The organism is Candidatus Methylomirabilota bacterium, assembly GCA_027293415.1.
Classification (GTDB): Bacteria; Methylomirabilota; Methylomirabilia; order Methylomirabilales; family CSP1-5; genus CSP1-5.
Map to the genome: position 1 here is coordinate 1 of JAPUFX010000038.1, position 22,268 is coordinate 22,268.

A 22,268-nucleotide genomic window follows, 5' to 3' on the forward strand; every position below is an offset into this window, starting at 1 on the left:
TATTTCTAGAGCACCAGGTGGGTTTGATTTACCAAACCTGCTGTTGGGCCTTCAATATCCTTTACACGCATCGGAATACGGAAAACGTAGAAGACCCGGAAAATGATATCCGAGTCAACCTTGAGCTTTTGACCGCTCCAACCCAACGGTTGCAGTGAGTTGGTGACCACCACGAGCCACCAGCGAGTATGGACGGAACTGCCACTCACAACTAACCACTACCTACCAGCTACTAGTGCCGCACCAACTATTTCCCGCTAACAATCCCCCCTTGGTGCGTCACTTCCGCTAGTCCCGAAAGCCTTCGGGATTCGGCGCTCGCCCTTAGCCTCGCTGAGCACCCCCCAAGCGTACGGGAGTCTCTCCCCTACAACCCCTCAGTGCCCCTCGCGGAAGCTTGCTGTGCTGAGGGAGATTTAGTTGGAGGGACACTGATTCTTTGCTAAGGTCCGCCCAATCGGCATCGCCCGACGAAGCTGTTGCCTCGACTCGACGTCTGTGAAACGATCCGAATCGAATAGACAAACGAGGAGTTACGCGGGTCAATCGTGATCACGTGCGCGGGGGGGTCCTCCTCTGCATCCACCAGAATGAGTCCATCCGGATCGCGCTTTGTGACCAGGAAGCGGCGTGCGATTCCCTGACCATGCATGACGATAGCTTCGTTTCCGCTCATGGAGATTATCCATCGTGAGTGCCGGCGGGCCTTTTCAAAGGTCGAACTCAGGACTGTCAGCAGCGGAGTCTCATAGCCGGTACGGGCAACAGGTTTGCCCTCGCAGACGATATTTTCAAACTCCGTCGCTGTCGCTTCTCCGGCGTGACCGCGAATGGGTACGTGATAATCGCTTGGGAGACTGCTCATTCCCAAGAGCACTACCGGGACTACGGCTGCGAGCAGACCTGCCATTCCCCCTTCTCCCTGTACGAGACTGACCTTCCCCTGTACGAAGCCCGCGAATGCAACTGAGTATTTCGTACACCGATGGCTCGCCCGGAGGTGGGTTCTTTTATCCCGATCAGCATACCAGTGTCAAGCCCGACCAGCGGCCCCCTCGGTCCTCGTGGCGCTGCGGCAGGGACAGCACCGACCCCGGAGCCCTCTGCCTACCCGTCTTCTCCGTGCTGAAAATGCCGGCGAAGTGAGAAGAGGTCGTACTTCTCGATCCAGCGCGGGATCAGGAAGAAGTCATCGCCGTGCTCCGCCCTTGGGGATCTGAGCCCTCTGTTTGCCGTTGATTGTGCCCGAGGAGGAGTGGGAATTATGCCCAAGTATCGTCCTCTGGGCCAGGGGATCTCACGCGCCAGGCCCGTCGGCAACCTGCCGACCATGACTAGAATCGTCGTGGTTTCAAGAAGTTAGCTGGTGAATGCCGCAGTATTGGCCCACGCCTTGCACTGATTATCTGAACTACAGGGCCCTGGCCCCCGCGTGCGGGGTTACAGGCCAAAGGAGATGGATTAGAATTGAAAACAATAGCAAAAGCATTGATCCTCGCCTTGCTCTTGGCCCCCATTCCTGCTATTGCCGGGCACAAGAACAAAGCCATTGACCGGTTGGGCATCCCGTCGGTCGTCAGGGACTATCTCCACCAGTTCGGCGACATGCGTGCCACGCTCATCCCCTTCTGCCCGGAGATGCCTTGCAAGGCGCTCGTCGCCTTCTACGACAACGAGGACGAGTCCTCTTTCGTGGGCACGGCCACGTTCGAGATGAACGGTGACGGGTCCCTGGGCAGGCTACTGGTCTTCCGGTTCCCGAATGGGCAGCGTTGGGTGTATGACGGGGATGACTCAGCGCCAAAGTCGGGCGAATACCACAGCGTCATCCAGTAACAGCAGCAAGGAACCTCCTTCTCCTTCATGCGTCATCCGAGAACTTCCTCCATCGTTGGGATGACCTCGCCAACACTCCCCTGATCCTGCAACGACGAAAATCGAAACGCCCTCTGGGGCCGTGCTTCGCCCGAGAGGGCTGATGAGTGGAAGGCCTAAAAGAACGGGTTCTCGTCCGCGCTCGGCCCGTAGATCGAGGGAACGGGGATGTTCAGGAGCCGGAGATAGACCGACAGCTGGCCACGATGGTGGTACCAGTAGTTCAACATGATGGAACGGACGACCCCGATCCGGGGAATGACAAGCAGCTCCTTGCCATCTTTGGTCAGTTTCCAGGTCGACATGGCGGTCTGGTTGTCCAGGCTGCTCAGGACCTCTTTGGCGCTGGCAACGCTCTGCTCGAGTGCGGGTACGAGTTCGGCTGCGCTTGCGGCCGCCGGAAACTCATCGAACTTCGGCAACTCATGTTCGCTACTCACCACGAGCGCTGCGACCTGGCCTCGCGTCGTCGCCACGTGCAACGCGAGCTGACCAAGCGACATCGACTTCGCGTGCGGCTTCCCCGTCAGCTTGTCGTTCGGCACGCGCTCGAGCACTCTCTTAGTTATCGCGGCCTCCCGATCCAGCTCCACGAGAATGGGATCAACGATGCGCATCATGTGGTCTCCTTGTTTTGGGGTGGCCTGGAGGTGTGTCATTTGTACCGCAACGGTTATACCCCCTGTCAACCCCAAACGGTGACCGTCTCAGTCACAAGAGCAAAAAATGGCCGCTTGAGGATGCCGGTCGCCGGCAACACCCTCTGGTGAGAGTTCGGGTACGATTCTTGCTCTTTTCCAGGAGTGGAACCGGCAGACTACGCCCCCGAGCCCGGGAGGAGGCCCATGAGGGAAAGAATCAAGAAACTGTGGCGCGGCGAGGAGGAGGTGGCAACCTGCAAGCTCTGTACGACACGCCTCGAGGAAGGGGAACTGACCTGTCCGAACTGCGGGTATTTGATAAACACCGACTCCAACGTCTTCTACATCCAGGGGGATGAGCGGCGCCGTGAGGAAGAGGAGGCTCTCGCACAGGAAACGCCCGATCCCGATTTGGAGGATGGCGGGGAACCGGAGGTGGGAGTCGGGTCAGAGAAAAATCTGGACGAGGAGATAGAGGCAGCGATGGAGGGGCAGAAGAATCTTGAGGCGAGCACCCCCGTATTCAGCTTGGGTCCGGCCGAGCTCCGAGAACTGTTGGCGAGGCAGCCGGAAATGTTGGAGCCCGGGCTCAGCATCGTGACTGATAAAGGGGGGAAACCGGTCGGAGCCGGACTTTCCACGGCGGTGGGCGTCATCGATCTGTTGGCCCGGGATGCAAGCGGAGCTCTTGTGGTGGTAATGGTTGCTGAACCGGGCCAGGGGGAAGAACTCGTTGGCGAGACCCTGCAGCGAATTGGCTGGGTCCGGAAAAACCTGGGAAAGGGAATGCAGCGGGTGCGGGGAATCGTCTTAGTAGAGGAGGCCCCCGAGGACCTCAGCTACGCGGCTGCGGCAGTGGCAGAGACGATCCTCTTCAAGGCCTATCAGATCGGTGTATCCTTCCGGGATGTGGAGGTCTGAGGGCTTACTCTTCTGGCGATCCACCACCAGCTGTCCCTTTCCGACCCGTCCCAGGTGGAAGGTAGCGGTCGATCAGATTCAGGAGTTCTACCACATTTTCATTGGCCAGTGCCAGGAACGCCCGGCGGTCCTCAGGGTCGGCGGGTTCCTCGCGGAGCAGGGTCAAAGCCCCCTTCAGGGCAATTAACGGGGGCCGCACCTCTTGGGCGAGGGTGTCAAGAAGCCCGGTCTTGTGTTGCACGTGCTCAGCCAGCACTCCCTTCTCGGATTCCAATTCGTTCGCCCGTACGGTCAGGTCGGACACCGATGCAGAGAGGTGTTGGGTGTGGGAGGCCAGCTGTTGGGCGTTGGCCTCCAGCCGCTGGGCGTACTCCTTGAGTTCCGCGTGGGCGCTTTGAAGCTGGTCGAACTCGCGACCTAGCCTCGTCGCCAGGAGCCGATAGCCCTCGGCCATTACCTGGAAGGCTTGGACAACAGTCGTCAGGTTGTCGTTCACCGTTTCCTCTCAGAAGATCTACACAGTCTCAGAGCACCCGAGTCTTTGTGTGCAAGCTCCATGCCTGCATTTTGCCTTATACCCCCTCCGATTTCTTCCGCATTCGGTCAATACCTGCATGCCCACCACCATCCCAGCGAGGAATCCTCCCGAAAAACGCTGACCCCGAGAAAGAGCAGCGTCCCATCCGTCGTTGCCTGCCCGGTGTAGTCGAGATTGAAGAACTTGGTCTAAAGTTTGCACGCGCTGCAAGTGCCATGAGCCATGCTGACACCCGCCAGCATCCCCGATTCCCGTTACGGCTGCCGGTCCTCTGCGAGAGCCCGGACATCCCCGACTACCGAACGGTCGGCTTCACCTACGACGTGAGTCGGGGCGGGCTACTGCTCGAGGTCTTGGACCTGCTCTCCCCCGGGAACCCGGCCAGTCTCCTCCTGCCCACGTGCGAGCAGAATGCCCGGGCCGAGGCGGTCGTGATCTGGACGGCCGAGGGCGCCCCCGGCCGAATGGGTGTGCGCTTTACCAACTGGTCTATTCCTGATTTCCCTGCCTGGGAGCGGCTCCTGGCCTTGCAGGCGGGCCCGACTCCACGGACCTCCGTCCGTACCCCCGTGGCACTCGAGGTCACCTGCCGGATCCTCCCCGATACCATCCTCGCCGGGCAGGCGAGGAACCTCAGCGACGGCGGGCTGATGATCGCCCTTCCGCGGCCCCTCCCGCCCCAAACGCGCTTGACCCTGGAGGTTCCACGCTCGTCTACTCTCTCGCCGGTGGAGGCGGAGATGGAGGTGCTCTGGACCGGAGCCGCTCGCGCAGATCGCTCTGTCCTCCACGGTCTGCGCTTTCGCTCAGCCGACATCGACAAGGAGCTCTTCCTCGTCGGCGCCCTCCTCCGGGGGTTCGTCGCCACGGATTAGACGTGGCATGCCACCCCTCCGATTTCCGTACAAACAATTTATACTCGGCGACAAAGGAACAATGGTCCGAATCTTGCGCTATATGACCCACACCAGCTTATTTCCTGATCGGATGGAGAATAATGAACTACGCAGCGACAAGACCATTCACGGCGAAGGAATTAGAGGACCTGGAAAAAATCTGCGGCCTGCATGTAAATCACCTGCTCCTGTTCATGGAGTCGGTTATCAACCAGGTCAAGACACAGGAGAATCTAGTTTTCTGGAACAACCTGAAACACACGTTTTCTCCTGATCCTGAATCATGATATGCCTCACGCACGGACCCTGCCGTAGCTGAATCCCTGTTCGCACATCATAAACCACTGCACTTCCTCGACGGTACCCGCCTTCCGCCTTAACTGCCTCGGCGGTCAGTAGCTTTCCTCTCGGTCTTCACAGAGTGCCCCGCCAGCCCACTTACGGTGAAAGGCAAAATGCCTTCCGGGCTCTGCTACACCCGAGAAGGCGTGGTGTTTTCTCGATCACTGCTTCCCGCGACGAAAAGTCCGGGCTAGACGTCGCTGGTCATGATAAAGAGGGACTGACCGATAACCGTCTCATACTTCGGCCGGAGTCGCTCGACGTTGTAATACTTTCGGACATCGACAACCTTCTTGCGCACCGACACCCCGTCGATCGGGACGCTGTCGTAGCATCCGCTGCGGAGGCTGACGAGGCGTCCCGATGTGCCCGAAAGCACCAGATCCAAGGCGAGGTTGCCGAAGGCCATAGGCACGATCGAATCGAGCGCATCGGGATCGCCGCATCGGACCAGGTAGCCGAGTCGCTGGCTTACAACGTTGATCTGGCGCCCGCGGTTAAACTTGGGGGAGAGCTCCTTGAGCCGAGCCGCCACCCTATCGCCGATCCCACCGAGCTTGCGGTGGCCGTACTGGTCCTTTTCCTCGCCTTCGAAGGTCATTTCCTCGTGACCCGTCATCCGTGCGCCCTCGGATACCAAGGCGACAGCGTACTTGCTCGGATGGCGGCTCCGGTCGTAGACGAGGAGCTCGGTCAGATGCTCAATGTCAAAGGGGTGCTCCGGAATCACGCAGCGATCGGCCGCACCCGCCATCGTCGGCATCAAGGCCGTGTAGCCCGCGTACCGCCCGAAGACCTCGATGACGAGAAAGCGCTCGTGTGACCCGGCAGTCGTTCGAAGTTTGTGGGTCATCTCGATTGTCCGTGTGACACATGTGCTGAACCCGATGCAATAGTCGGTCCCGGGAACATCATTGTCCATCGTCTTGGGGACCCCGACGATCTTGACACCTTCCTTGTGAAGGCGCTCAGCATAACTGAGGGTATCGTCGCCCCCGATGGGAATGAGGAAGTCGACACCGAGGAACTCCAGGTTCTTGAGCACATCGGGGGTGACGTCGTTGATCTCCTCTTCGTACTTCGTTTTCAGGTGGTCGGGGACGAGAATTTTCGGAAGGCGGCTCGGCCGGGTACGCGAGGTGTGGATGAAGGTTCCACCCGTCCGCGCGGCCCGATTGACCACATCTTCCGTCAGGACCTGGACCCGGCCGTTATTGTCGGCATCCTTGTCCGGAACCAGCTCGATCAGCCCGGCCCAGCCGCGCCGAATCCCCAGTACCCGGTATCCCTCATGCAGGGCGCGAATGGTGATGGCGCGGATGGCCGGATTGAGTCCCGGAACATCACCCCCGCCGGTCAAAATTCCGATCGTGCCTCTGTACGCTGCCACGCCCGCACTCCTCCTTTGACCCTCGCCACATGAATATCATCCCGGTCACGCTCTCCATCACGGAACCGCACCCCTTCTTGCTGCCTTCGGGGGCCCGCGACCGGAAGTGTACTCTAAGAGACCAGCGTTAGCAACTTCAGTGCCAAGTCACCGTGGGGCACAACCATCATCGAACGTCCACCATCCCGCTCACATTGCCGAGAGCAGCCCGCCGATGTTCTGATAGAAGATGACCACGCTCATCAACAGCACAAACACCGCAAAGGCGCGCCGGAGCGCTTGTGCCGAGACGAAGCGCGCCAGGTAAACCCCGGTGACAATCCCAACGATGGCGATACTCGTGAACACGCCCATCAAGCCCCAGAGGATCTCGGTCTGCCCCAGGTAGCCGTAGAAACCCGAGGCCGTATTGAGTGCAATGACGACGAGCGAGGTTCCCACGGCCATCTTCATCGGAAGCCCGATGAAGAGGACGAGGGCCGGCACGATCAGGAACCCGCCACCCACGCCCACGAGCCCGGTAAGCACTCCAATGGACAGGCCTTGCAGTCCAATGAGCCAGAGCGCGCGCCCGGCCGCGGGCTGCACGTGCCCTTCCATTCCGTCGGAGGTCGCGGCAGGCCGTCGGTCTCGATACATGAAAACGGCCGCGACAAACATCACAACTGCAAAGAGTGTGAGCTGCACGTGGCCGGAGATCAGTGTGGAAAGGCGTGCGCCGAGGTAGCTGCCTACCATGGCGACCGGCGCGAATCTGAGAGCCACCTTCAGGTTCACATTGCCATCGCCCCAGTGGCGCACCGCCCCGACGAGGCTCGTCGTCCCGACGACCGCGAGGCTCATGGCGATAGCTGGCTTCGGATCGAGGCCGAGGACGTACACGAAGATGGGGACGGTGAGGATCGAACCGCCGCCGCCGAGCAATCCAAGCGACAGCCCCATCAGGTATCCCAGCGCGATGCCCATCACGTAGGTCACGAGTGCCGCTCCAATTATTTCTGATAACTTTCTCGCTGCACTCGATCACGCCACTTGCAACAAGGCAGGCTGCTCAAATTCGGCCCCTCGATCCCTCGATCTTCCTCGGGACGGTGAGGCTCTCGAACCGTCTTCCTCGGGGTGGTGAGCGGTTCGGCTGAGCTCACCGTCGAAGCCCTGTCGAACCACTTATCAAGTTGGAACGGCACGAGGAAACCGTTCGGTTGAAGGCCGTTCCAGATTTCACGCTCACCGCCAGCGAGATCGATCGGGGCACACCATCGCCGTTTCGCACCATCGAGTCGAACGAGACAAGGGTCGCCCCTATTCCGATGGAACAACGTGGTGCCCCGTTCTTGCCCCTCATGTCGTCTTTGGGCTCATGCTTTCCCTTTCATATATTGTAAGGCTCGATGGCACCAAGGCGCTCTTCGAGTCTTCGATTCAGGCTCTCTCCATTCACCCCGTGGTGGATTTCCCGATGACAGTTTGGACAGATCGCACCAACCCAGCGAGGATGATCGGGCGCGCCATCTGAAGGTCTGCGAGTATGGTGGGGTTCCAGGTATGGGCTCCCGTCCATTCGGTGGAACGGAGCTGCCTTGCCACACGCCTCGCAGACGCCCCCTGTTCGCCTCAACACGTACGCGCGAATTGCCTCGCTTCTCTCATCGTACAGTCGTTTCGCCTTCTTTGGACTGGATTCCTCAGCCGGGGACGCACTTGCGAAGGCTTTCTTTCGCAGTTCATCCAAGGGTTGCAGGTCTAATGGCAGCTGCGTCGGGGCTGGATGCGAAGGGACGGCAGGCACATGCACCCCTTCGAGCGGGACGAGATGAAAGACGATCGCGCGTCTTGACTTTCCTGACTTGTCTTTCGCCTGGCGGAAATGCCACGAACTGCACGCAAAGCAGCCGAGGTAACGGACCCGTCCCGCACTGACCTGTTCAAAGAGGTGGAGATCCTTTCCATCTTTGGCATGGTCACGGATGGCTTTGTTGCCACCCGTGAACTCCATGTCCCCAGCATGGGACACCCCTGAGTAGTGGAAGACCTTATTCGGGTCCCAGCCGTCGTGATACCCGTATGGCTCACCGCTTCCCGTGAAGAGCAAGATATAGGGGCGTCCCTTTGGCGTGGAAATCCCGCCCTGCTGCTGGCCCCCATGCTTCGCATGAATATCGCTGCGCTTATAGATCTGCCCAATCTGAAACACGCCAGCCTTCCAAAGGTTGCCTACACCGCAATGTCAGTGCATCATTCCCCACAAAACTGAGTACCCTCTCAACCCAAATTCACCTGTGTCCCATGAAGACGTGATCCTTTCCATCCTTCTCCTACACGAGCGGTTCAATACACTCCGGGGTGTCATTGGACGGGTTGTTCACCCGGGTGCTGACCGGATAGGCAACCATTGCCTCGGAGGAATACGGGCGAAGGAGCGGCTGGAGCTGCTCGGACTCTTCGACGCCCGGATCGAGCCACAGAGCATAGTCCGTCGGGTTCAGAATCACCGGCATGCGGCGATGAACGGGATGTATGAGGCTGTTGGGTTCGGTCGTGAGTAACGTGCATGAGTCCATCGCGGCACCATCCGGGCCTTTCCAATGCTCCCACAGCCCGGCAAAGGCAAAGGGGTCTCCATTCCTCATGCGGATGTAAACCGGTTGCTTCCGGCGTTCCAGCCCCTGCCACTCGTAAAATCCGTCGGCGAGGACGAGACACCGCCTCTTCCTGAAGGCCGCCCGGAAGGCTGGCTTGCTCGAAGCTGTTTCCGCCTTGGCATTAATCATGCGCGCGCCAACGTCAGGGCCTTTCGCCCACCCCGGGATGAGACCCCAGCGGCACTGCTTGAATTGCCGGTCCGGATGTTCTGTGGTCATCAACACGATCGGGACAGGTTGGGTGGGTGCGATGTTGTACCGAGGTGCCCAGGCGGGGCTCTGGGCCAGCTGAAATAGGTCGGCCAGCATTGCGGCCGGCGTTCTGAGGCTAAATCGTCCGCACATCGTCCTCTCTTCCTGACCGCCGAGTCCCGCCGGGACTTGACATATGATCTAGTGAGACTGCCTATTAATATTGGCAAACTACAATTCCTGCAACCGAAATCGGATGACCCCTAAATGCACCAAAAACAAAAACCCCTCCTGGATTGTTGTATTCCAGGAGGGGGTGTGATTCCCCTGACCTACTTTCCTTCTAAGTCCTGCAGCGCCTCGTGGGCGGATTCGATTTGGACCGCGTACTCGCCGGGTGCCAGTGAAATGAACTGCCGGAAAGAAAGGGCAGCTTCCTGAATGTGCCCAAGTCGCTCCTCGGCAGCCGCTTTGATGTACCAGCCCAGTGCGTGTCCCGCGTCTAGTTCTAGGGCCTTCTCACAACATTGGAGGCCCTCCTCAACCCGGTCCAAGTTGATGAGGCACGCTCCCTTGATCACCCGGGCATCTGCATTGCTCTGGTCCAGCTCCAGCGCCCAATCAAAGCAAGGCAGGGCTGCGTCGAACCGATCCAGATCGTAGAGGCAAGCGCCCTTGAGGCTCCAAGCCCGTGCGTTGTAGGGGCTGAGGTCAAGGGCCCTCTCAAAACAATGGAGGGACTCATCAGTCCGACCCAAGTCGGTCAGACATGCGCCCCTGTGGAGCCAGGCATCTGCGTGCCCGGGGTCGAGTTCAACGGCCTTCTCAAAGCAATCAAGGGCCTCGTCATCGCGGCCGAGCTTGTACAGGTTCAACCCTTTATTGTGCCAAGAAGCGGCATCCTCGGGAGGTTTCTCCCGGCTGGGGCATCGCTTCCTCAGTCCTCTTCGACATCCTTCCATTGCCATGCCCTTCCCTCAAGCATACCAGTGCAACTCTGATGCCGGAGGGGGGGCCGCAAGCTACAATATTTAATCGATACAGGCTAATAATGACGCGGGGTTACAAAGGTCTTATCACCTGCAGGCGAGTATTCTGGACCCGGGTCCGGGCCCGTCAGGAAGGACTGACTGTACGGAAAATGACCACGCCCTCCCGGGTAGCACGAGGAGCCGAGAACGCATGATCGTCGCCCGTAAGAAGCAAAACGCCCTCTGGGCCCACCGAGGCCCGGAGGGCATCTATCAAGAATCCTTTCTCCGTTTACGTGTCCTGGTGCTGCCTGGATGTATTCTGGGGACCGCCCCGGACGTGGATTGTGTTGGCTCACTCACCCGCGACCTTGTCCTCTCCCGCCGCCGCGCCGCCCGGGATGTCCGTTTCAGGGAGTCGATATATTCATTGATCAGCTGCCGGGCGGCCGTCGAGGCGTCCAAAAACTCTACCCCCGACCGATAGATCACATCTCGCTCCCCGCTGGTCAGGACCTCAGAACGGTGGAGCGCTGATCGGACCACCCGGCACTTCAGGGTGGACTCTTGCCCTGGGAACAAGAGAGTCAGGAAACAGAGGGTCCCGGACCGCACAATCTGCGAGTGTTCGATCAGGGCCCCGTCTTTGCTCACATTGATGAGGGACACCTTGGGAATGTGCCCAATATGCCCTGTGAGCTGACCCCCAACCTCCCACCGGTTATAGCGCCTCTTGGGTCGCTTTATCTCTTCCATTGACTTAACTCCACGTTCTCGCAGCCTTCGGATAAGTATCCCCGACCAGCCCGGGGGTGTCAAGGAGCCTGGTCCCTCAAGAATCGAGATATCTGTGCCGATACCCCATGTATAGGGTCAAAAAAGATGGCCTCACAGGTGACTTTCCCGGCAAAGACCACAGGAACAGATGGAAAAGCTGATCATTAAGAGGACGAGCGCCTTTGTGTTCGATGGACTTCTCGTGGCCGCCATGGCTCTGTGGCTTCCCGGCACATTCTGGTGGCTGATTGCAATTGGGTATTTTCTTGTGCGCGATACCCTGATCAGCGGGCGCAGCATAGGGAAGTTTATCGTTGGTCTGACTGTCATGGATCGTGAGAAAAACGCCTGCGGCATCATAAAGTCCATTCTGCGGAATCTGCTCCTGTTCTTTCCCGGCCCAGTCATTGAGTTCTTTGTGATGGCGTTTGCCCTGGGTGGACGGCGTTTGGGGGATCGTCTTGCGAAAACGCAAGTCATCGACACCCGGCCCCAGGTAAAGGGGCCGTTGTTCCTCTTGCTTGCTTTGTCTTTGACCTTTTTGTTGATAACTACGGTCCGACCCGAGCTGAAAGACTGGAGCCGGTGGGAGAGACCGCAGTCGTGGCGCGAGATTGTGAAAATGGATACCCTCGGCCTAAAGCCGAGGAGGCTGAAGCACCTCTACGAGTATTTCAGGGGGAAGATAGATCCTCAGCAGGAGGATTCAATCGAAGAGGCGAGAAATTTCATTATTTATCTGCGAGACGGGCGAAAAATAGAGGTGGAGGATTACTGGGAACGAGGGGCCGAAATCCAGTATCGGAAGCTTGGCGGTATCGTCGGTGTTGCCCGCAAACACGTCTTCGTCATTGAAAACACAGTTGACGGCACGAGGAAGCGGTATTAAATCTCTTGATGACAAAAGCAATGATGCCGGGGGGGACTGCGCTATCAACGTCGTCTCCAGCGAATCGCTTTGGCCCGTGCCTGCAATTGTGCTGCTTTGTACTGCCTTCCCGTCTTGTTGTACAGGTCTGCCATATTCTCCAACACAATCGCCACATGTGGATGGTTTGGTCCCAGAACCCTTTCCCGGATCGCCAGGGCCCGCGTGAACAGAGACTCGGCATCGGCGTACTTGCGCTCAGCTTGATACGATGCCGCCAGATTGTTCAGGGAGGTCGCCACAGCGGGATGGTCTGGTCCCAAAGCCTTCTCTCGTATCGCCAGAGCCTGCTCGTACAGGGACTTGGCGGAGGCATACTGGCCCCGCACATAAAAAACGAGCCCCAGATTGTTCAGAGAGGTCGCCACCCCCGGATGGGCTGACCCGAGCGCTCTGTTCCGGATCGCCAGAGCCTGCCTGTGGAAGGTCTCGGCACCGGTGTATTTGGCCTGCACCCGATAGAGTTCCCCCAGATTGTTCAGGGAGTTGGCCACATCGGGATGGTGTGGCCCGAGGGCCTTCCGCCGAATAGCGAGCGCACGCCTGTGGAGATCCTCGGCACTGGCGTATTTGCCCTGCGCCTTATACAGTGCAGCCAGATTGTTCATCGATTGGGCCACATCGGGATGGTGTGGCCCGAGGGCCTTCTCCCGGATAGCGATCGCCCGCCGGTAGAGGGATTCGACCCCGGCGTGTTTGCCCTGTAGAGCATACATCACCGCCAGATTGTTGAGGTCTGTCGCAACCTCTGGATGATTTTTTCCGAGGGCCTTTTCATGTATCGCCAGGGCCTGCTTGTAGAGGCGTTCCGCGGCGGCATAGTTACCCTGGACGCGAGCCAGTTCGGCCAGATTGTTCAGGGATGTGGCCACCTTGGGATGGTCAGGACCGAACGTGCTTTTTGCGACCCGTAAAGCCTTTTCAGCGACCTTGGTTGATTCTGCATAATGTCCTTGGTGATAAAGCCGCGTGAGCTCGGTATCCAGCTTGCCCCACAATGCCCCCTGGGCATAATTTCGCCTCTTCGCCGGCGCAGTCGCTCTTTGCGGGGCGGTCTTTGACTCTGTAGGAGGCTCGAAGACCTGCTTTTTGCCGGTCGACATATTGACGATCGTTGCAATCCGCGCTTTGGGCAACGACACCTTCCCGGCAAAGCGCTTATAGACAATATGATCTCCCCTATCCTCGTATCGGGTCACTTTGATCTCTCTGCCGTCACGGAGCGTTATAATGTAATGTGCCTCGGCCACCCCCACAACACCCACGATTGCGAATGCTGCGAGAACCGCACACACCCTCATGCGTGCGTACCGTTTCATGACTTCACCTTCCTCATGACCCTTTCCGGCGCCCCTGTACGCAAATGAAAAAAGCGCCCTCCCGGCCTGCACTGACTCCGAGAAGGCGTGTGTACCAATGCGTTCGATTCCCCCCTATTGTTGCCTTCGTTCAATACCGGCTCATAGGATTCCGGCCGCAATCAAAAGCCTTCGATCGATTGGCGGTTCCGGTGGGAGTATTGTCATGCTGTATTTGAGAACAAAGGAATTGAAATGTTGCGTCGTACACATCATATGTTGCGCTGATATCGAGAATCTGGGGAGTTTTAATAGTCGAGAGCTCTTGCATCTGGTTTTCATCCGAGTAGACTCGAAAATCTTCTCTTAACGTAAATGCCTTCTGCTGTGAATAGAGAACACGTCTTCCGAGCGCGTCGTCTACATGAAACGCCCCGCCAAATAACGTGAATACCTGTCGGCGAAACAGATACTTTCTATGCTGGAATGCCGGAACCAGCTCCTTGACGACTGCCATTTCACCTCTCCGCTCAACAAAGCAACACCCCCCCAAGGGGGGCAGGTTCCCTTATTACATCATCGTCAAGAAGAGAGGATCACTTGAGGGGCAAATTTCGAAGAAGCAGGGCCTGGAAGGGTCTAAATACGGGTACTTATGACGGGCGCAGCCAGAGGCCTTTCGATGGGTGATTCGGGTCTGTCCGGTCGTTCTTGGAGCCTACAGAACTGCCACAGCCCTGACAGAGGTAATCGTATAACTCCCCATCAGGAAGGATCAGGAGGAGTCGTTGCCGGACAGGCATCGCCCGCTGACATGTGTTGCAGTACAGAAGCGACGCCTGAAGTTGTTCGAATCTATTTCTCATAGACACTATCCGAGGTACTCTCTCCTATCAGTATCCCCCCGCGGGGGGGGCAGTGTCAAGCCCAGGGCCCCTTCGGATCAGCTTACTATCAAGAGCCAAGCGCCACGGGCCACGTGCTCCCCTGAGGATTGTCAATTGTAGGCTTGACTCCTTCCACTGACGTGCCTATTCCCCTGGCGGGCGCCCCTCCCCGCCGCCCCTGCGGCGGCCTTTCTCCACTACGACCCACCAGAGGAACCATCCCCCGACTGCAGCGGCCAGGAGCCAGAGCCAGACGTTCGTGTCACCCGACCAGATACCGTCTCCCATCAGCACCATCAGGCAGGTGAGCGGCAAAATCCCGAGCGCCGTGGCCCACGTGAAGGTCCACCAGGAAATCGTGGTGAGTCCTGCCGCGTAGTTAATCAGATTGAACGAGATCACCGGCAGGAGGTGGCTGAACAGCAGCGCCGGGCCCCCCTGCTCCGCCGCCCAGCGGTCGACCACCACGCGACGCCGCTCACCCACCCTCGCCAGCACGAACGGCCGGCCCAGCCAGCGGGCGAGCCCGAAGGCGAGATAGGCACCGAGCATGGCGCCGGTCCAGGTAATCACGGTCCCCCACAGCGGACCGTACAGCATGCCGTTGGCCATGGCGAGCATTTCCGCCGGGAAAGGGATGAAGCTGTGCAGAATCATGAGCAGGATCGAACCGGCAACCCCCCAGGGACCCCAGGAGTGGATCTGCTCTTCGACCGCCTCAACTGACAGGGCGAATCCTGGCAGGGCAGGGACCGCATCCCAAAGTGCGAAGACCCACACCGCTCCCGTGACCAACACGAGGCCAACAAGCGCCGCCACCGCAAGGCGCATGCGGCGGAACCTCGTCGATGCCATGACAGGACGCTCAGCACTCATCTACAATCCACACGAATCACGCGCCAGCCAAGCACCAATAAAGTAAAACTCCCTCGGGAGCCGTACGAGGCCCTAGAGGGCGTCTGGATTCTTGGTGCGCCATCGATTGTGCCGAAGGTAGGCTGGGGGCTATATTCACCCCGGTTTCATCCATGAATCTCCTTCGAAACCTTCGAGGATCGCGTTCGGGCTACTGGGGGTCAACGAAAAGGCCTTCCCGGAGCGCCGGTTTCAGGAGGATCACGGCAACGAAGATGGCGATGGCCGGCACCAGCATTTTAGTGAATATATCTATCCTCATGCTCCCCTCCTCCTCGTCTGCACTGGGTGACAGAGTCCCCCGGAGGTGGTCTTTTGTACCCCGAGAGGTATGTCCCCTGTCAAGCCAAAACCGCGGTTGCCCGGGCCGCCTATTCCACCAGATCCCTTAGGGACGAATCAAGAGCACCCGGGTCCCATGCTGTTGCGGAACTTTCTGCTCTCATGCAGGGCGGTGGATCGCTAGCAACATTTCCTCTGCATTGACTCCATCATTTCTCGACAAACTGTCCACGGGTCCCCACTTGCCTTTATCTTCTCCATCATGTCCTGACACATTGCCATCGGGTCCCATACCCCTCTGGACGCCCCTTTCCCGATGAGTTCCGCCCGGATGGCTTCTTGGTCCTCGGACGACATCTGGGCAAACACTTTCAGCAGGTCTTCTTTTTTCATTGCGATTCCCCTTTCCCGTCTTGTCTTTTTACCTTTGCTCCTTCAGCGAAGAAATGTACTCATCGATCAGCCCGCGCGAGTCCTCCGAGAGCCCCAGAAACTCGAGTCCCGTCCGATAGAAATGGTCGTGCTCTCCGCTGGGCAAGACCTCATAACGGTAGTCTCGTGATCGAACCACCCGGCATTTCAGGCCCACCGGGTGCTCGTGGATCAAGAGATTCATGAACAACTGGGTCCCGGGCCGGACAAGGTGCGAGTGTTCGATCAGGGCCCCGCCCCGGCTGATGTCGTGGACGGAAAACTTGTGATTGGGGGCAATCCACCCTTCTGATCGCCCGGCAGGCCACCGGAAATGGCGCCGCCTGTCTTCAATTGGCTGCTCTACCGGCATGGCCAGACCTCCCTACGTGCGTTCTTCAAAAAACACCACGCCCTCGTAGGCCGTACTCCATCCGACCAGGTGTCTGGTTTGCTGAGCCTTCATTCAAAAACATAGGGAAAATAGAGAAGAGAGCAATGACGGCGGGCAGCTCTTCGCATGATTTAGATCACTTCAAGCAGGTATCTGCGCAGCGTGGATGGGGGCAGGGGATGGGTGTGCTTCGATCGAAAAGTCGATGACCACGGGATAGTGGTCCGATCCGATATCCGGCCCGGTCCTCCGATTATGGACCACGATCCTTGAAGAGACCAAGCAGTGGTCGATGGGTACCCAGAAGTGTGGAAGTCCAGCCGGCCAGGTGGGCTGTAGCCCGAATCCGTTCCGACTGTCTCGTAAACCGGTCTTGCGGATCAGATCACTAAAGTAGGGAGACCATGATGTGGTGTTCAGATCCCCGAGGACCATCACTCCCCCCCTTAGTGATCCTACAAGGTCTGCCAGCTCAGTGAGCTGTTGATTTCGGTGCGCTGAGTAGGCCCGGCCCACCGGAGGAAGCGGATGGGTCCCGATCACAGTCAAGGACTGGCCATCGATGTCGAATTGCACAACGACTGAGGGAACTCCGGCCTTCCCGATACCGCGGATCTCGGCACTTTTAAAAGGTATTCGACTGAGGAAAGCAATCCCAAAGTTGTCGTCGCGCGGGCGGGCCCGTGAAAAGGGATACACCGCTTGCAGTTTCTGAAGCTCATTGAGCCATATCCGATTGACTTCCAGGAGAACTATGAAGTCGGGCTCCACGGACCGAATGAATTTCTGCAGTCTCCCATACGCGTGATTCGACGTGTTCACATTAACCAGCAAGGCTCGAACCGTTCGTCCCTCAGCATGAGTTGATGAACTCCCAAAATACAATGGCACAATAAGAGAGAGATTGATCAGCGCAAAAACGCTTGCCAGGATGGCTGCCCGCTGCTTCCGTCCGAGCAGGAAAAGGAAGGCCGTTCCGATGAGAAAAAGGAAGTACTGGGCCCGAAAGTGACTTGCCAGCTCAAAGGGCCACCACAGCCGCCCCAAAAATCCCACCACCGTCGTGCTACTAGCGATGACCGTGGCTGCCGCGAGGAGTCCCCATACGGTCACTGGAAACCAAAAGAATTTGTGTACCAAAGCGCCCTCCCGGACGATGCGTCGCCCGAGAAGGCAGTGCAATGATTGTGCCTGAGGTGGGCCGGAGGTTAGGGGTAATGCTGCCACCTCCAGCACATGAGAATATCCCTTGACACGAAGCGAGGGAAGGGCTAGGGTATTTTCAGCTTTCGTGATTGGCTTGTTGTGGAAACTGAAACCGCAAGGGCTTCATGGAAAGCCCTTGCGGTTTTTTTTATGCTATCAGGTCCCGCCGCGACGGGACCTCACACCCGGACAGCTCCCGGGGATCCTAAGAAGAAAGGAGGGAGAACAGCACATGCGACACACGGGTACCGTAAAGTGGTTCAACGATGCCAAGGGCTTCGGATTCATCGAGCGATCAGACGGCGACGATGTTTTCGTGCATTATTCGGCGATCCAAGGCGACGGATTCAAGAGCCTGGCCGAGGGTCAGACGCTTGAGTTCGATATCGTGGAAGGACCGAAGGGTAAGCAGGCAGCCAATGTAATCAAGCTCTAGCTGGCCGCAACCAGCTCTGGACAGAAAGGGTCCCGATGATCGGGGCCCTTTCGCTTTTGCCCGGCACGGTTGGCGAGAACCGCTACGGCTTTTCTCTTCGAGCGTTGAAGCCCGACCTCAAAATGAAACGCGCTCGCGGGCCGGGCTGCGTTCCCACTTCTACCAATTCATGAGACTCGGGTCCCCCTTATAAATTGATCGGATCCAGGCGATGACCTTCCAGATCTCATCATCCGTCATATTCTTGCCCACTGCAGGCATGATTTGAGGAGGAATCTGTCCCCTCATCAATTTGAAGAGGGTTTCGTCGTCGCTGCCAAAGTCCCACTGATCATCAAAAATGGGAGAAGCGGGACCCATCCCCCCTCCGCCTCTTCCGCCATGGCACGCGTTACACGAATATAAAAAGTATACGCTCCGCCCTTCCTTGATTGCCTCGAGGTCTCCGGTATACGGGTTGAGCTTCTTCGGCTCTGCCGGATCCTGAGCCACCGCAAAGCCAAGCTGCCCGCCGAGCATGAGTCCCAGCACCACCGCGCCGACCAACCAGGTCCTTCGCATAGTTCCTCCTGCTCAAGGGAGTCCCTCGTCCGGCTCACGTATCTACGGCCGAGCAGGTCGTCCCTTGCTGTTTTTTTGTTAACCGCGATGTCCTCTTCCGTAACGATCTTGTCCGCGTTCCCATTCCTGCCTTCTTGGGATGCGCGCCAAGGATTTCGAAAAATAATGCCCTCCAGATCCGTACTATTTCGAAAAAGGCGTTAGGGGGAGCGGGGCCATTGAGCTCATCGGGTTCGGACGAACGGCTGCTTAACGACGTGACCCATTCGGCGACGCCGGGGGAACGCGCTCGAAGACCCGTTTCTTGCCGGTGTTGAGATCTATGATTTCCGCCACGAGCGCTTTGGGAATCGTGACCTTCCCGGTGAAGCGCTTGTAGACAATCTTGTCTCCTACCACCTCGTATACCTCAACCTTGAATTCGTGTCCATCATGGAATATGACCAGGAAATCCGCCTCAGCCACCCCCACAACACCCATGATTGCGAATGCTGCGAGAACCGCATAAACGCTCTTACCTACAATCCGCTTCATGGCCTGTGCCTTCCTTTCCTCATTGGCGCGGAGTTGAACCTCACGACGCATCTGAAGGGGCGCGGTGGCGAGGCACCAGCAGCGCACACCCGCTCAGCGCCAAGAACAGAACCAGCCCAAACGTCGTAAGAAGGACGTGTCTTTCGAGGAATGGTACGCGACGACCTGGGTTGTCACTGAGAGATGGTTCCTTTCTACTCCTATCGACATGCCCCCTGTCAAGCCCAAACTCCGGTTGCCCCGGCCCTACTCCACACCAGACCCCTAAAGGATGACGCATTCACGTATGCAAACCTGATCCCAATCCTTCAGTGAGAACCACCCTGATTTTCAATGGCTTGGCTCTGATCCCGCGCGCTGGCATGTTCCTTGCCGTCTCTATCTACCGTCGGTTCCTCGTGGAGGGCACACATGTCTGATGTGAAACTTCGCGACTCGCCGCGGTTCAAAGCTGAGATCCCCGTTCGATGCACCGCCTGGGGTGCCGAACCCTCCCATCAGAACCTACTGGGCGGCAAGACCAAGTGGGTCAGTGCCGCCGGAGTCTCACTCCTGCTCTACGAGGGTCTCCCCGTCGGGACTCCCGTGTCAATCCAGTTCTATGAGGAAGAGCCCCGGCGCGGATGCGTCATTTGGTTTGACAAAGGGATGCAAGCCTCCGCGGCGACGACTGTTCCACACATAGTGGCCTTTGACCAGCCGGTCGACTTAACCCTGGTCCGCCAATGGGTATCGCGCGCCGAATCTCGGTCCGAGGTCCGGGTCCCGGTCCAGTTCGTCGTCAACTTCCAGTCCACCGAAACGGGAAGGGGGTCGCAAGGAACGTGCATTGACCTGAGCCGGGGAGGCATGTTCGTTGCGACCCACAACCCAGCCCACCGGGGGGCTGCCATCTTGCTCCAATTCAAGTTACCGGACCTAAACCATCCGATGTCGGTCCTTGCGCAAGTAATGTGGGTACGCAGGGAGCAGGCGGTGTCGCTGGACGAGGACAGGATCTGGACGGGTCCGACACCGGGTATGGGGGTGCGGTTCCTCGCAGTCAATCCCGTAGAGGACGCCTTGATCGACACTTTGATCGATCGCCTTTCCGGGGAGGCCTTCCCTCCGCTGGATTCCTCCTAGTCCCCTCCATCTCCCTTCTTACCGCCTTGATTTCCTTGGCACGAAAGATGCACCCTCGATCTCAAGACGCTGAGATCAGGAGGATACCCGACGCCGATGTTCTACCACTTGCTGATTCTGTTCCTGCTGGGGTTGCTGGGGCTGACGCTGCTGCTCAAAGTGGCCGTGGAAGGGTCGTTCGGTAACAACCCGGTCGCCTGGCTGTTGGTCTTTGTCTCTTTGTTCGGGGGGGGGTTTCTCGTGTTTTTTCTCGAACGGTGCCTGTGGCACCGGAAAGGAGATTCTGAAGATCGGCTCCCCCCTGATGATGGGATAGGGCAGGACTCTTAATACACCCAATACCCTTGTCCTTCCAGCATGGCGAGCGGCATTGTATGCCCTCCTCCAGCACCTCCTCGTTGGTCAGCAGGCCCTTCCGCACCAACACCCGCCGCGCAGCCTCCATCTCGTACATCATCGCCCGGAGCAGTTCCTCGAAGGTGACGAGTTGGCGTGGATCAAGTTTCTCGGCCATACTCCACCTCCACAACCGCCCGCGTCGCCCTTCGCCCTCGGCTCAGACCGCTGAGAGATCCCGCTGTTGTAGGTATTTGGGTGACCTATTTCCGAACAGATCGACGCCGCCAAAGTTGTAAAAATGGCCATAAGGTGATGTTCCTAAAGTTTTTTCATAATGGCACGGGCACTGCAGCCAAAGGGGTTAAGAATGTGGCAAAATGGGCAAAATGATTGTACCACGAAGAGCACCTACTTTCGCCGGGAGGAGCGCGATATGTCTAAGAAGAAGATCTTGCTTATCGACGACGAGGAAGATTGCTGCATGATGCTGAAGCTCAATATCGAGACGACCACTGAATACGAAGCGTTGGTGGCCACCAGCGGTGAAGCGGGCCTCGAGCTCATTAAGAGACACAACCCGGACCTGGTGCTCCTCGATATTTTGATGCCAGGTATGGACGGGATAGAGACCCTGAAGCGGATCAAGGCCACCACCCCAGATCTTCCGGTAGCGATGGTTACGGCCGTCCATAAGGAAGAAGAGGCGAAAAAGTGCTTTGACTTGGGGGCGTACGAGTACATCACCAAACCGGTTGATTTCGAGTACCTCAACACCGCACTGTTGGTTCAGCTCTTCTAAGTGATCGGGATGCGTCGGAGCAGTTGTGCAAGGAGATCCAGCAGCGGCTTTGACCTCATCGACCTTATCGCGTATGCCTCACCTCCACAACCCCCATCTCGCCTCCCTCGCACCCCCACCTACGGTGGGCTCCAGATGACCTTCCCGGCTTTGTCGAACAAAACGAGCGAAGATTCAGGCCGTTGCTGAACCACGCCAGTCTGCTCCGTCTCAAGCGAGGTTCTCCCCAATTCGGCGCGTATTACCCCTGCTTTATCCGAGAGGGTCAGGTGAGACAGGCCGTCACCCGAGACACCCAGGACAAGCCGATTTTTCCCGGCCTTGTCCCAAAAGTTAAGCCCACCCTCTTGGTAGAGGTTTAGGCTAAGCGAACCGTCAGCCCCAAGGGCGAGGGTGAAACGGGGCTCGCCTTTATCGGCAAGCAGAAATGTCGTTGATCCGTCCCCCGAATGGGTCAAACCGACTCGGGGGTTATTAGTTTTGTCCCGGAAGACGAGATTCGCCGACCCGTCCGCCGATACACTCATCTGGGCTCGGCCTGTTCCATCCATATCCGCGAGGCCCAGAAATACCGTTCCATCACTGTTCACGCCTAGGGCACCACGGAACTTGCCCTTAGCATCCCGAAGAAAAATCATCTCCGCCTCGACCACCTTGCCTGTTGTAGCCTGCCCCATCAGCACCACGGCGGCGATCACGGCCAGGGCCACCACTCCGGCTCCCTTCAACCACCGATTCTCCCGCTCCACCCCGTCCAGCCGTCGTGCCAGGGTTTCCATCGTTGGCTCACTCATTGCTCCGTCCCCCCTGTGATCTCTCAAACAGCGTCTATTCGGCAAGGACCCCTCGCTCTGGCATGGTCCTTGCTCTCCTTCGCCGTGGAGGAAACTTGTGTCTTCCTACACACAGGTCCGCCGCTACCCACGCGTCCTGGCCTAACTGCCCGTCCAGTGCACCTCCCTAAACCG

The 22,268-nt window shown here is 58.1% G+C and carries 27 protein-coding genes; 9 read left to right on the top strand and 18 right to left on the bottom strand.

The features are described 5' to 3' along the window. Positions 1-442 precede the first annotated feature (442 nt). A complete protein-coding gene (locus O6929_02565; protein ID MCZ6479279.1) occupies positions 443-910 on the bottom strand; it encodes a hypothetical protein in 468 nt (155 codons plus the stop codon). A 557-nt stretch (positions 911-1,467) separates the two neighbouring features. On the opposite strand from O6929_02565, the gene O6929_02570 reads away from it, so the two are divergent. Next, the gene (locus tag O6929_02570) at positions 1,468-1,836 is read left to right on the top strand and encodes a hypothetical protein (protein MCZ6479280.1); all 369 of its coding nucleotides are present in this window, start codon (positions 1,468-1,470) and stop codon (positions 1,834-1,836) included. A gap of 155 nt (positions 1,837-1,991) precedes the next feature. On the opposite strand, the gene O6929_02575 is transcribed toward O6929_02570, so the two are convergent. Beyond that, entirely contained in the window at positions 1,992-2,495 is a 504-nt protein-coding gene (locus O6929_02575) for a DinB family protein (protein MCZ6479281.1), read from the bottom strand. A gap of 225 nt (positions 2,496-2,720) precedes the next feature. Here O6929_02575 and O6929_02580 point away from each other — a divergent pair, with 225 nt between their 5' ends. Next, a complete protein-coding gene (locus O6929_02580; GenBank protein MCZ6479282.1) occupies positions 2,721-3,437 on the top strand; it encodes a hypothetical protein in 717 nt (238 codons plus the stop codon). 4 nt (positions 3,438-3,441) lie between these two features. On the opposite strand, the gene O6929_02585 is transcribed toward O6929_02580, so the two are convergent. Next, a complete protein-coding gene (locus O6929_02585) occupies positions 3,442-3,933 on the bottom strand; it encodes a hypothetical protein (GenBank protein MCZ6479283.1) in 492 nt (163 codons plus the stop codon). Positions 3,934-4,190: 257 nt separating this feature from the next. On the opposite strand from O6929_02585, the gene O6929_02590 reads away from it, so the two are divergent. Further along, positions 4,191-4,850 (top strand): PilZ domain-containing protein, encoded by a 660-nt coding sequence (locus tag O6929_02590; GenBank protein ID MCZ6479284.1) that lies wholly within the window; start codon positions 4,191-4,193, stop codon positions 4,848-4,850. Between the two features lie 122 nt (positions 4,851-4,972). Next, on the top strand, positions 4,973-5,158 hold the full coding sequence (locus O6929_02595; GenBank protein MCZ6479285.1) for a hypothetical protein: 186 nt from the start codon (positions 4,973-4,975) through the stop codon (positions 5,156-5,158). 245 nt (positions 5,159-5,403) lie between these two features. Here O6929_02595 and O6929_02600 read toward each other — a convergent pair whose 3' ends face one another. From O6929_02600 to O6929_02625, 6 genes are all read right to left on the bottom strand, one after another. After that, entirely contained in the window at positions 5,404-6,603 is a 1,200-nt protein-coding gene (locus O6929_02600) for an ATP-dependent 6-phosphofructokinase (protein ID MCZ6479286.1), read from the bottom strand. Between the two features lie 189 nt (positions 6,604-6,792). Next, complete coding sequence (locus tag O6929_02605; GenBank protein ID MCZ6479287.1) at positions 6,793-7,581, bottom strand: sulfite exporter TauE/SafE family protein; 789 nt, start codon at positions 7,579-7,581, stop codon at positions 6,793-6,795. A gap of 394 nt (positions 7,582-7,975) precedes the next feature. Beyond that, positions 7,976-8,797 (bottom strand): HNH endonuclease, encoded by an 822-nt coding sequence (locus O6929_02610; GenBank protein ID MCZ6479288.1) that lies wholly within the window; start codon positions 8,795-8,797, stop codon positions 7,976-7,978. Positions 8,798-8,918: 121 nt separating this feature from the next. Continuing rightward, a complete protein-coding gene (locus O6929_02615) occupies positions 8,919-9,590 on the bottom strand; it encodes an SOS response-associated peptidase (protein ID MCZ6479289.1) in 672 nt (223 codons plus the stop codon). Positions 9,591-9,769: 179 nt separating this feature from the next. Continuing rightward, positions 9,770-10,405, bottom strand: coding sequence for a tetratricopeptide repeat protein (locus O6929_02620; GenBank protein ID MCZ6479290.1), 636 nt, complete (start codon positions 10,403-10,405; stop codon positions 9,770-9,772). Positions 10,406-10,681: 276 nt separating this feature from the next. Further along, entirely contained in the window at positions 10,682-11,164 is a 483-nt protein-coding gene (locus O6929_02625; GenBank protein ID MCZ6479291.1) for a PilZ domain-containing protein, read from the bottom strand. Positions 11,165-11,333: 169 nt separating this feature from the next. Between O6929_02625 and O6929_02630 the strand changes: the two genes are divergently transcribed. Beyond that, complete coding sequence (locus O6929_02630; protein ID MCZ6479292.1) at positions 11,334-12,074, top strand: RDD family protein; 741 nt, start codon at positions 11,334-11,336, stop codon at positions 12,072-12,074. Positions 12,075-12,118: 44 nt separating this feature from the next. Here O6929_02630 and O6929_02635 read toward each other — a convergent pair whose 3' ends face one another. The 6 genes from O6929_02635 to O6929_02660 all read right to left on the bottom strand — a co-directional run bounded on the left by O6929_02635 (position 12,119) and on the right by O6929_02660 (position 17,413). Next, the gene (locus tag O6929_02635; GenBank protein MCZ6479293.1) at positions 12,119-13,432 is read right to left on the bottom strand and encodes a tetratricopeptide repeat-containing protein; all 1,314 of its coding nucleotides are present in this window, start codon (positions 13,430-13,432) and stop codon (positions 12,119-12,121) included. A 130-nt stretch (positions 13,433-13,562) separates the two neighbouring features. Then, on the bottom strand, positions 13,563-13,928 hold the full coding sequence (locus tag O6929_02640; GenBank protein ID MCZ6479294.1) for a hypothetical protein: 366 nt from the start codon (positions 13,926-13,928) through the stop codon (positions 13,563-13,565). A 514-nt stretch (positions 13,929-14,442) separates the two neighbouring features. Beyond that, positions 14,443-15,153 (bottom strand): TVP38/TMEM64 family protein, encoded by a 711-nt coding sequence (locus O6929_02645; GenBank protein MCZ6479295.1) that lies wholly within the window; start codon positions 15,151-15,153, stop codon positions 14,443-14,445. Between the two features lie 522 nt (positions 15,154-15,675). Continuing rightward, the gene (locus O6929_02650; GenBank protein MCZ6479296.1) at positions 15,676-15,888 is read right to left on the bottom strand and encodes a hypothetical protein; all 213 of its coding nucleotides are present in this window, start codon (positions 15,886-15,888) and stop codon (positions 15,676-15,678) included. A gap of 28 nt (positions 15,889-15,916) precedes the next feature. Beyond that, a complete protein-coding gene (locus tag O6929_02655) occupies positions 15,917-16,279 on the bottom strand; it encodes a PilZ domain-containing protein (protein ID MCZ6479297.1) in 363 nt (120 codons plus the stop codon). A gap of 162 nt (positions 16,280-16,441) precedes the next feature. Next, positions 16,442-17,413, bottom strand: coding sequence for an endonuclease/exonuclease/phosphatase family protein (locus O6929_02660; GenBank protein ID MCZ6479298.1), 972 nt, complete (start codon positions 17,411-17,413; stop codon positions 16,442-16,444). A gap of 325 nt (positions 17,414-17,738) precedes the next feature. On the opposite strand from O6929_02660, the gene O6929_02665 reads away from it, so the two are divergent. Next, complete coding sequence (locus O6929_02665; protein MCZ6479299.1) at positions 17,739-17,942, top strand: cold shock domain-containing protein; 204 nt, start codon at positions 17,739-17,741, stop codon at positions 17,940-17,942. Between the two features lie 159 nt (positions 17,943-18,101). Here the strand turns inward: O6929_02665 and O6929_02670 are convergent, their stop codons facing one another. Both O6929_02670 and O6929_02675 read right to left on the bottom strand, forming a co-directional pair. Continuing rightward, complete coding sequence (locus O6929_02670) at positions 18,102-18,503, bottom strand: c-type cytochrome (GenBank protein MCZ6479300.1); 402 nt, start codon at positions 18,501-18,503, stop codon at positions 18,102-18,104. Positions 18,504-18,752: 249 nt separating this feature from the next. Further along, on the bottom strand, positions 18,753-19,037 hold the full coding sequence (locus O6929_02675; GenBank protein ID MCZ6479301.1) for a hypothetical protein: 285 nt from the start codon (positions 19,035-19,037) through the stop codon (positions 18,753-18,755). A gap of 411 nt (positions 19,038-19,448) precedes the next feature. On the opposite strand from O6929_02675, the gene O6929_02680 reads away from it, so the two are divergent. The 3 genes from O6929_02680 to O6929_02690 all read left to right on the top strand — a co-directional run bounded on the left by O6929_02680 (position 19,449) and on the right by O6929_02690 (position 21,300). Then, positions 19,449-20,162 (top strand): PilZ domain-containing protein, encoded by a 714-nt coding sequence (locus O6929_02680; protein ID MCZ6479302.1) that lies wholly within the window; start codon positions 19,449-19,451, stop codon positions 20,160-20,162. A gap of 96 nt (positions 20,163-20,258) precedes the next feature. After that, positions 20,259-20,492 carry a hypothetical protein gene (locus O6929_02685; protein ID MCZ6479303.1) on the top strand — a complete coding sequence of 78 codons (234 nt, stop codon included), beginning with the start codon at positions 20,259-20,261 and terminating at the stop codon, positions 20,490-20,492. A 442-nt stretch (positions 20,493-20,934) separates the two neighbouring features. Further along, positions 20,935-21,300: a response regulator gene (locus O6929_02690; protein MCZ6479304.1), complete on the top strand. Its 366-nt coding sequence runs from the start codon at positions 20,935-20,937 to the stop codon at positions 21,298-21,300. Between the two features lie 119 nt (positions 21,301-21,419). Here O6929_02690 and O6929_02695 read toward each other — a convergent pair whose 3' ends face one another. Further along, the gene (locus O6929_02695; GenBank protein ID MCZ6479305.1) at positions 21,420-22,094 is read right to left on the bottom strand and encodes a hypothetical protein; all 675 of its coding nucleotides are present in this window, start codon (positions 22,092-22,094) and stop codon (positions 21,420-21,422) included. Positions 22,095-22,268: the final 174 nt, after the last annotated feature.

Bases quoted from the DNA above. Each gene is read 5' to 3' on its own strand.
- O6929_02565 (MCZ6479279.1), bottom strand. From the start codon at position 910: ATGGCAGGTCTGCTCGCAGCCGTAGTCCCGGTAGTGCTCTTGGGAATG.
- O6929_02575 (MCZ6479281.1), bottom strand. From the start codon at position 2,495: ATGATGCGCATCGTTGATCCCATTCTCGTGGAGCTGGATCGGGAGGCC.
- O6929_02580 (MCZ6479282.1), top strand. From the start codon at position 2,721: ATGAGGGAAAGAATCAAGAAACTGTGGCGCGGCGAGGAGGAGGTGGCA.
- O6929_02590 (MCZ6479284.1), top strand. From the start codon at position 4,191: ATGAGCCATGCTGACACCCGCCAGCATCCCCGATTCCCGTTACGGCTG.
- O6929_02595 (MCZ6479285.1), top strand. From the start codon at position 4,973: ATGAACTACGCAGCGACAAGACCATTCACGGCGAAGGAATTAGAGGAC.
- O6929_02615 (MCZ6479289.1), bottom strand. From the start codon at position 9,590: ATGTGCGGACGATTTAGCCTCAGAACGCCGGCCGCAATGCTGGCCGAC.
- O6929_02620 (MCZ6479290.1), bottom strand. From the start codon at position 10,405: ATGGCAATGGAAGGATGTCGAAGAGGACTGAGGAAGCGATGCCCCAGC.
- O6929_02625 (MCZ6479291.1), bottom strand. From the start codon at position 11,164: ATGGAAGAGATAAAGCGACCCAAGAGGCGCTATAACCGGTGGGAGGTT.
- O6929_02630 (MCZ6479292.1), top strand. From the start codon at position 11,334: ATGGAAAAGCTGATCATTAAGAGGACGAGCGCCTTTGTGTTCGATGGA.
- O6929_02635 (MCZ6479293.1), bottom strand. From the start codon at position 13,432: ATGAAACGGTACGCACGCATGAGGGTGTGTGCGGTTCTCGCAGCATTC.
- O6929_02640 (MCZ6479294.1), bottom strand. From the start codon at position 13,928: ATGGCAGTCGTCAAGGAGCTGGTTCCGGCATTCCAGCATAGAAAGTAT.
- O6929_02645 (MCZ6479295.1), bottom strand. From the start codon at position 15,153: ATGGCATCGACGAGGTTCCGCCGCATGCGCCTTGCGGTGGCGGCGCTT.
- O6929_02650 (MCZ6479296.1), bottom strand. From the start codon at position 15,888: ATGAAAAAAGAAGACCTGCTGAAAGTGTTTGCCCAGATGTCGTCCGAG.
- O6929_02655 (MCZ6479297.1), bottom strand. From the start codon at position 16,279: ATGCCGGTAGAGCAGCCAATTGAAGACAGGCGGCGCCATTTCCGGTGG.
- O6929_02665 (MCZ6479299.1), top strand. From the start codon at position 17,739: ATGCGACACACGGGTACCGTAAAGTGGTTCAACGATGCCAAGGGCTTC.
- O6929_02670 (MCZ6479300.1), bottom strand. From the start codon at position 18,503: ATGCGAAGGACCTGGTTGGTCGGCGCGGTGGTGCTGGGACTCATGCTC.
- O6929_02675 (MCZ6479301.1), bottom strand. From the start codon at position 19,037: ATGAAGCGGATTGTAGGTAAGAGCGTTTATGCGGTTCTCGCAGCATTC.
- O6929_02680 (MCZ6479302.1), top strand. From the start codon at position 19,449: ATGTCTGATGTGAAACTTCGCGACTCGCCGCGGTTCAAAGCTGAGATC.
- O6929_02685 (MCZ6479303.1), top strand. From the start codon at position 20,259: ATGTTCTACCACTTGCTGATTCTGTTCCTGCTGGGGTTGCTGGGGCTG.
- O6929_02690 (MCZ6479304.1), top strand. From the start codon at position 20,935: ATGTCTAAGAAGAAGATCTTGCTTATCGACGACGAGGAAGATTGCTGC.
- O6929_02695 (MCZ6479305.1), bottom strand. From the start codon at position 22,094: ATGAGTGAGCCAACGATGGAAACCCTGGCACGACGGCTGGACGGGGTG.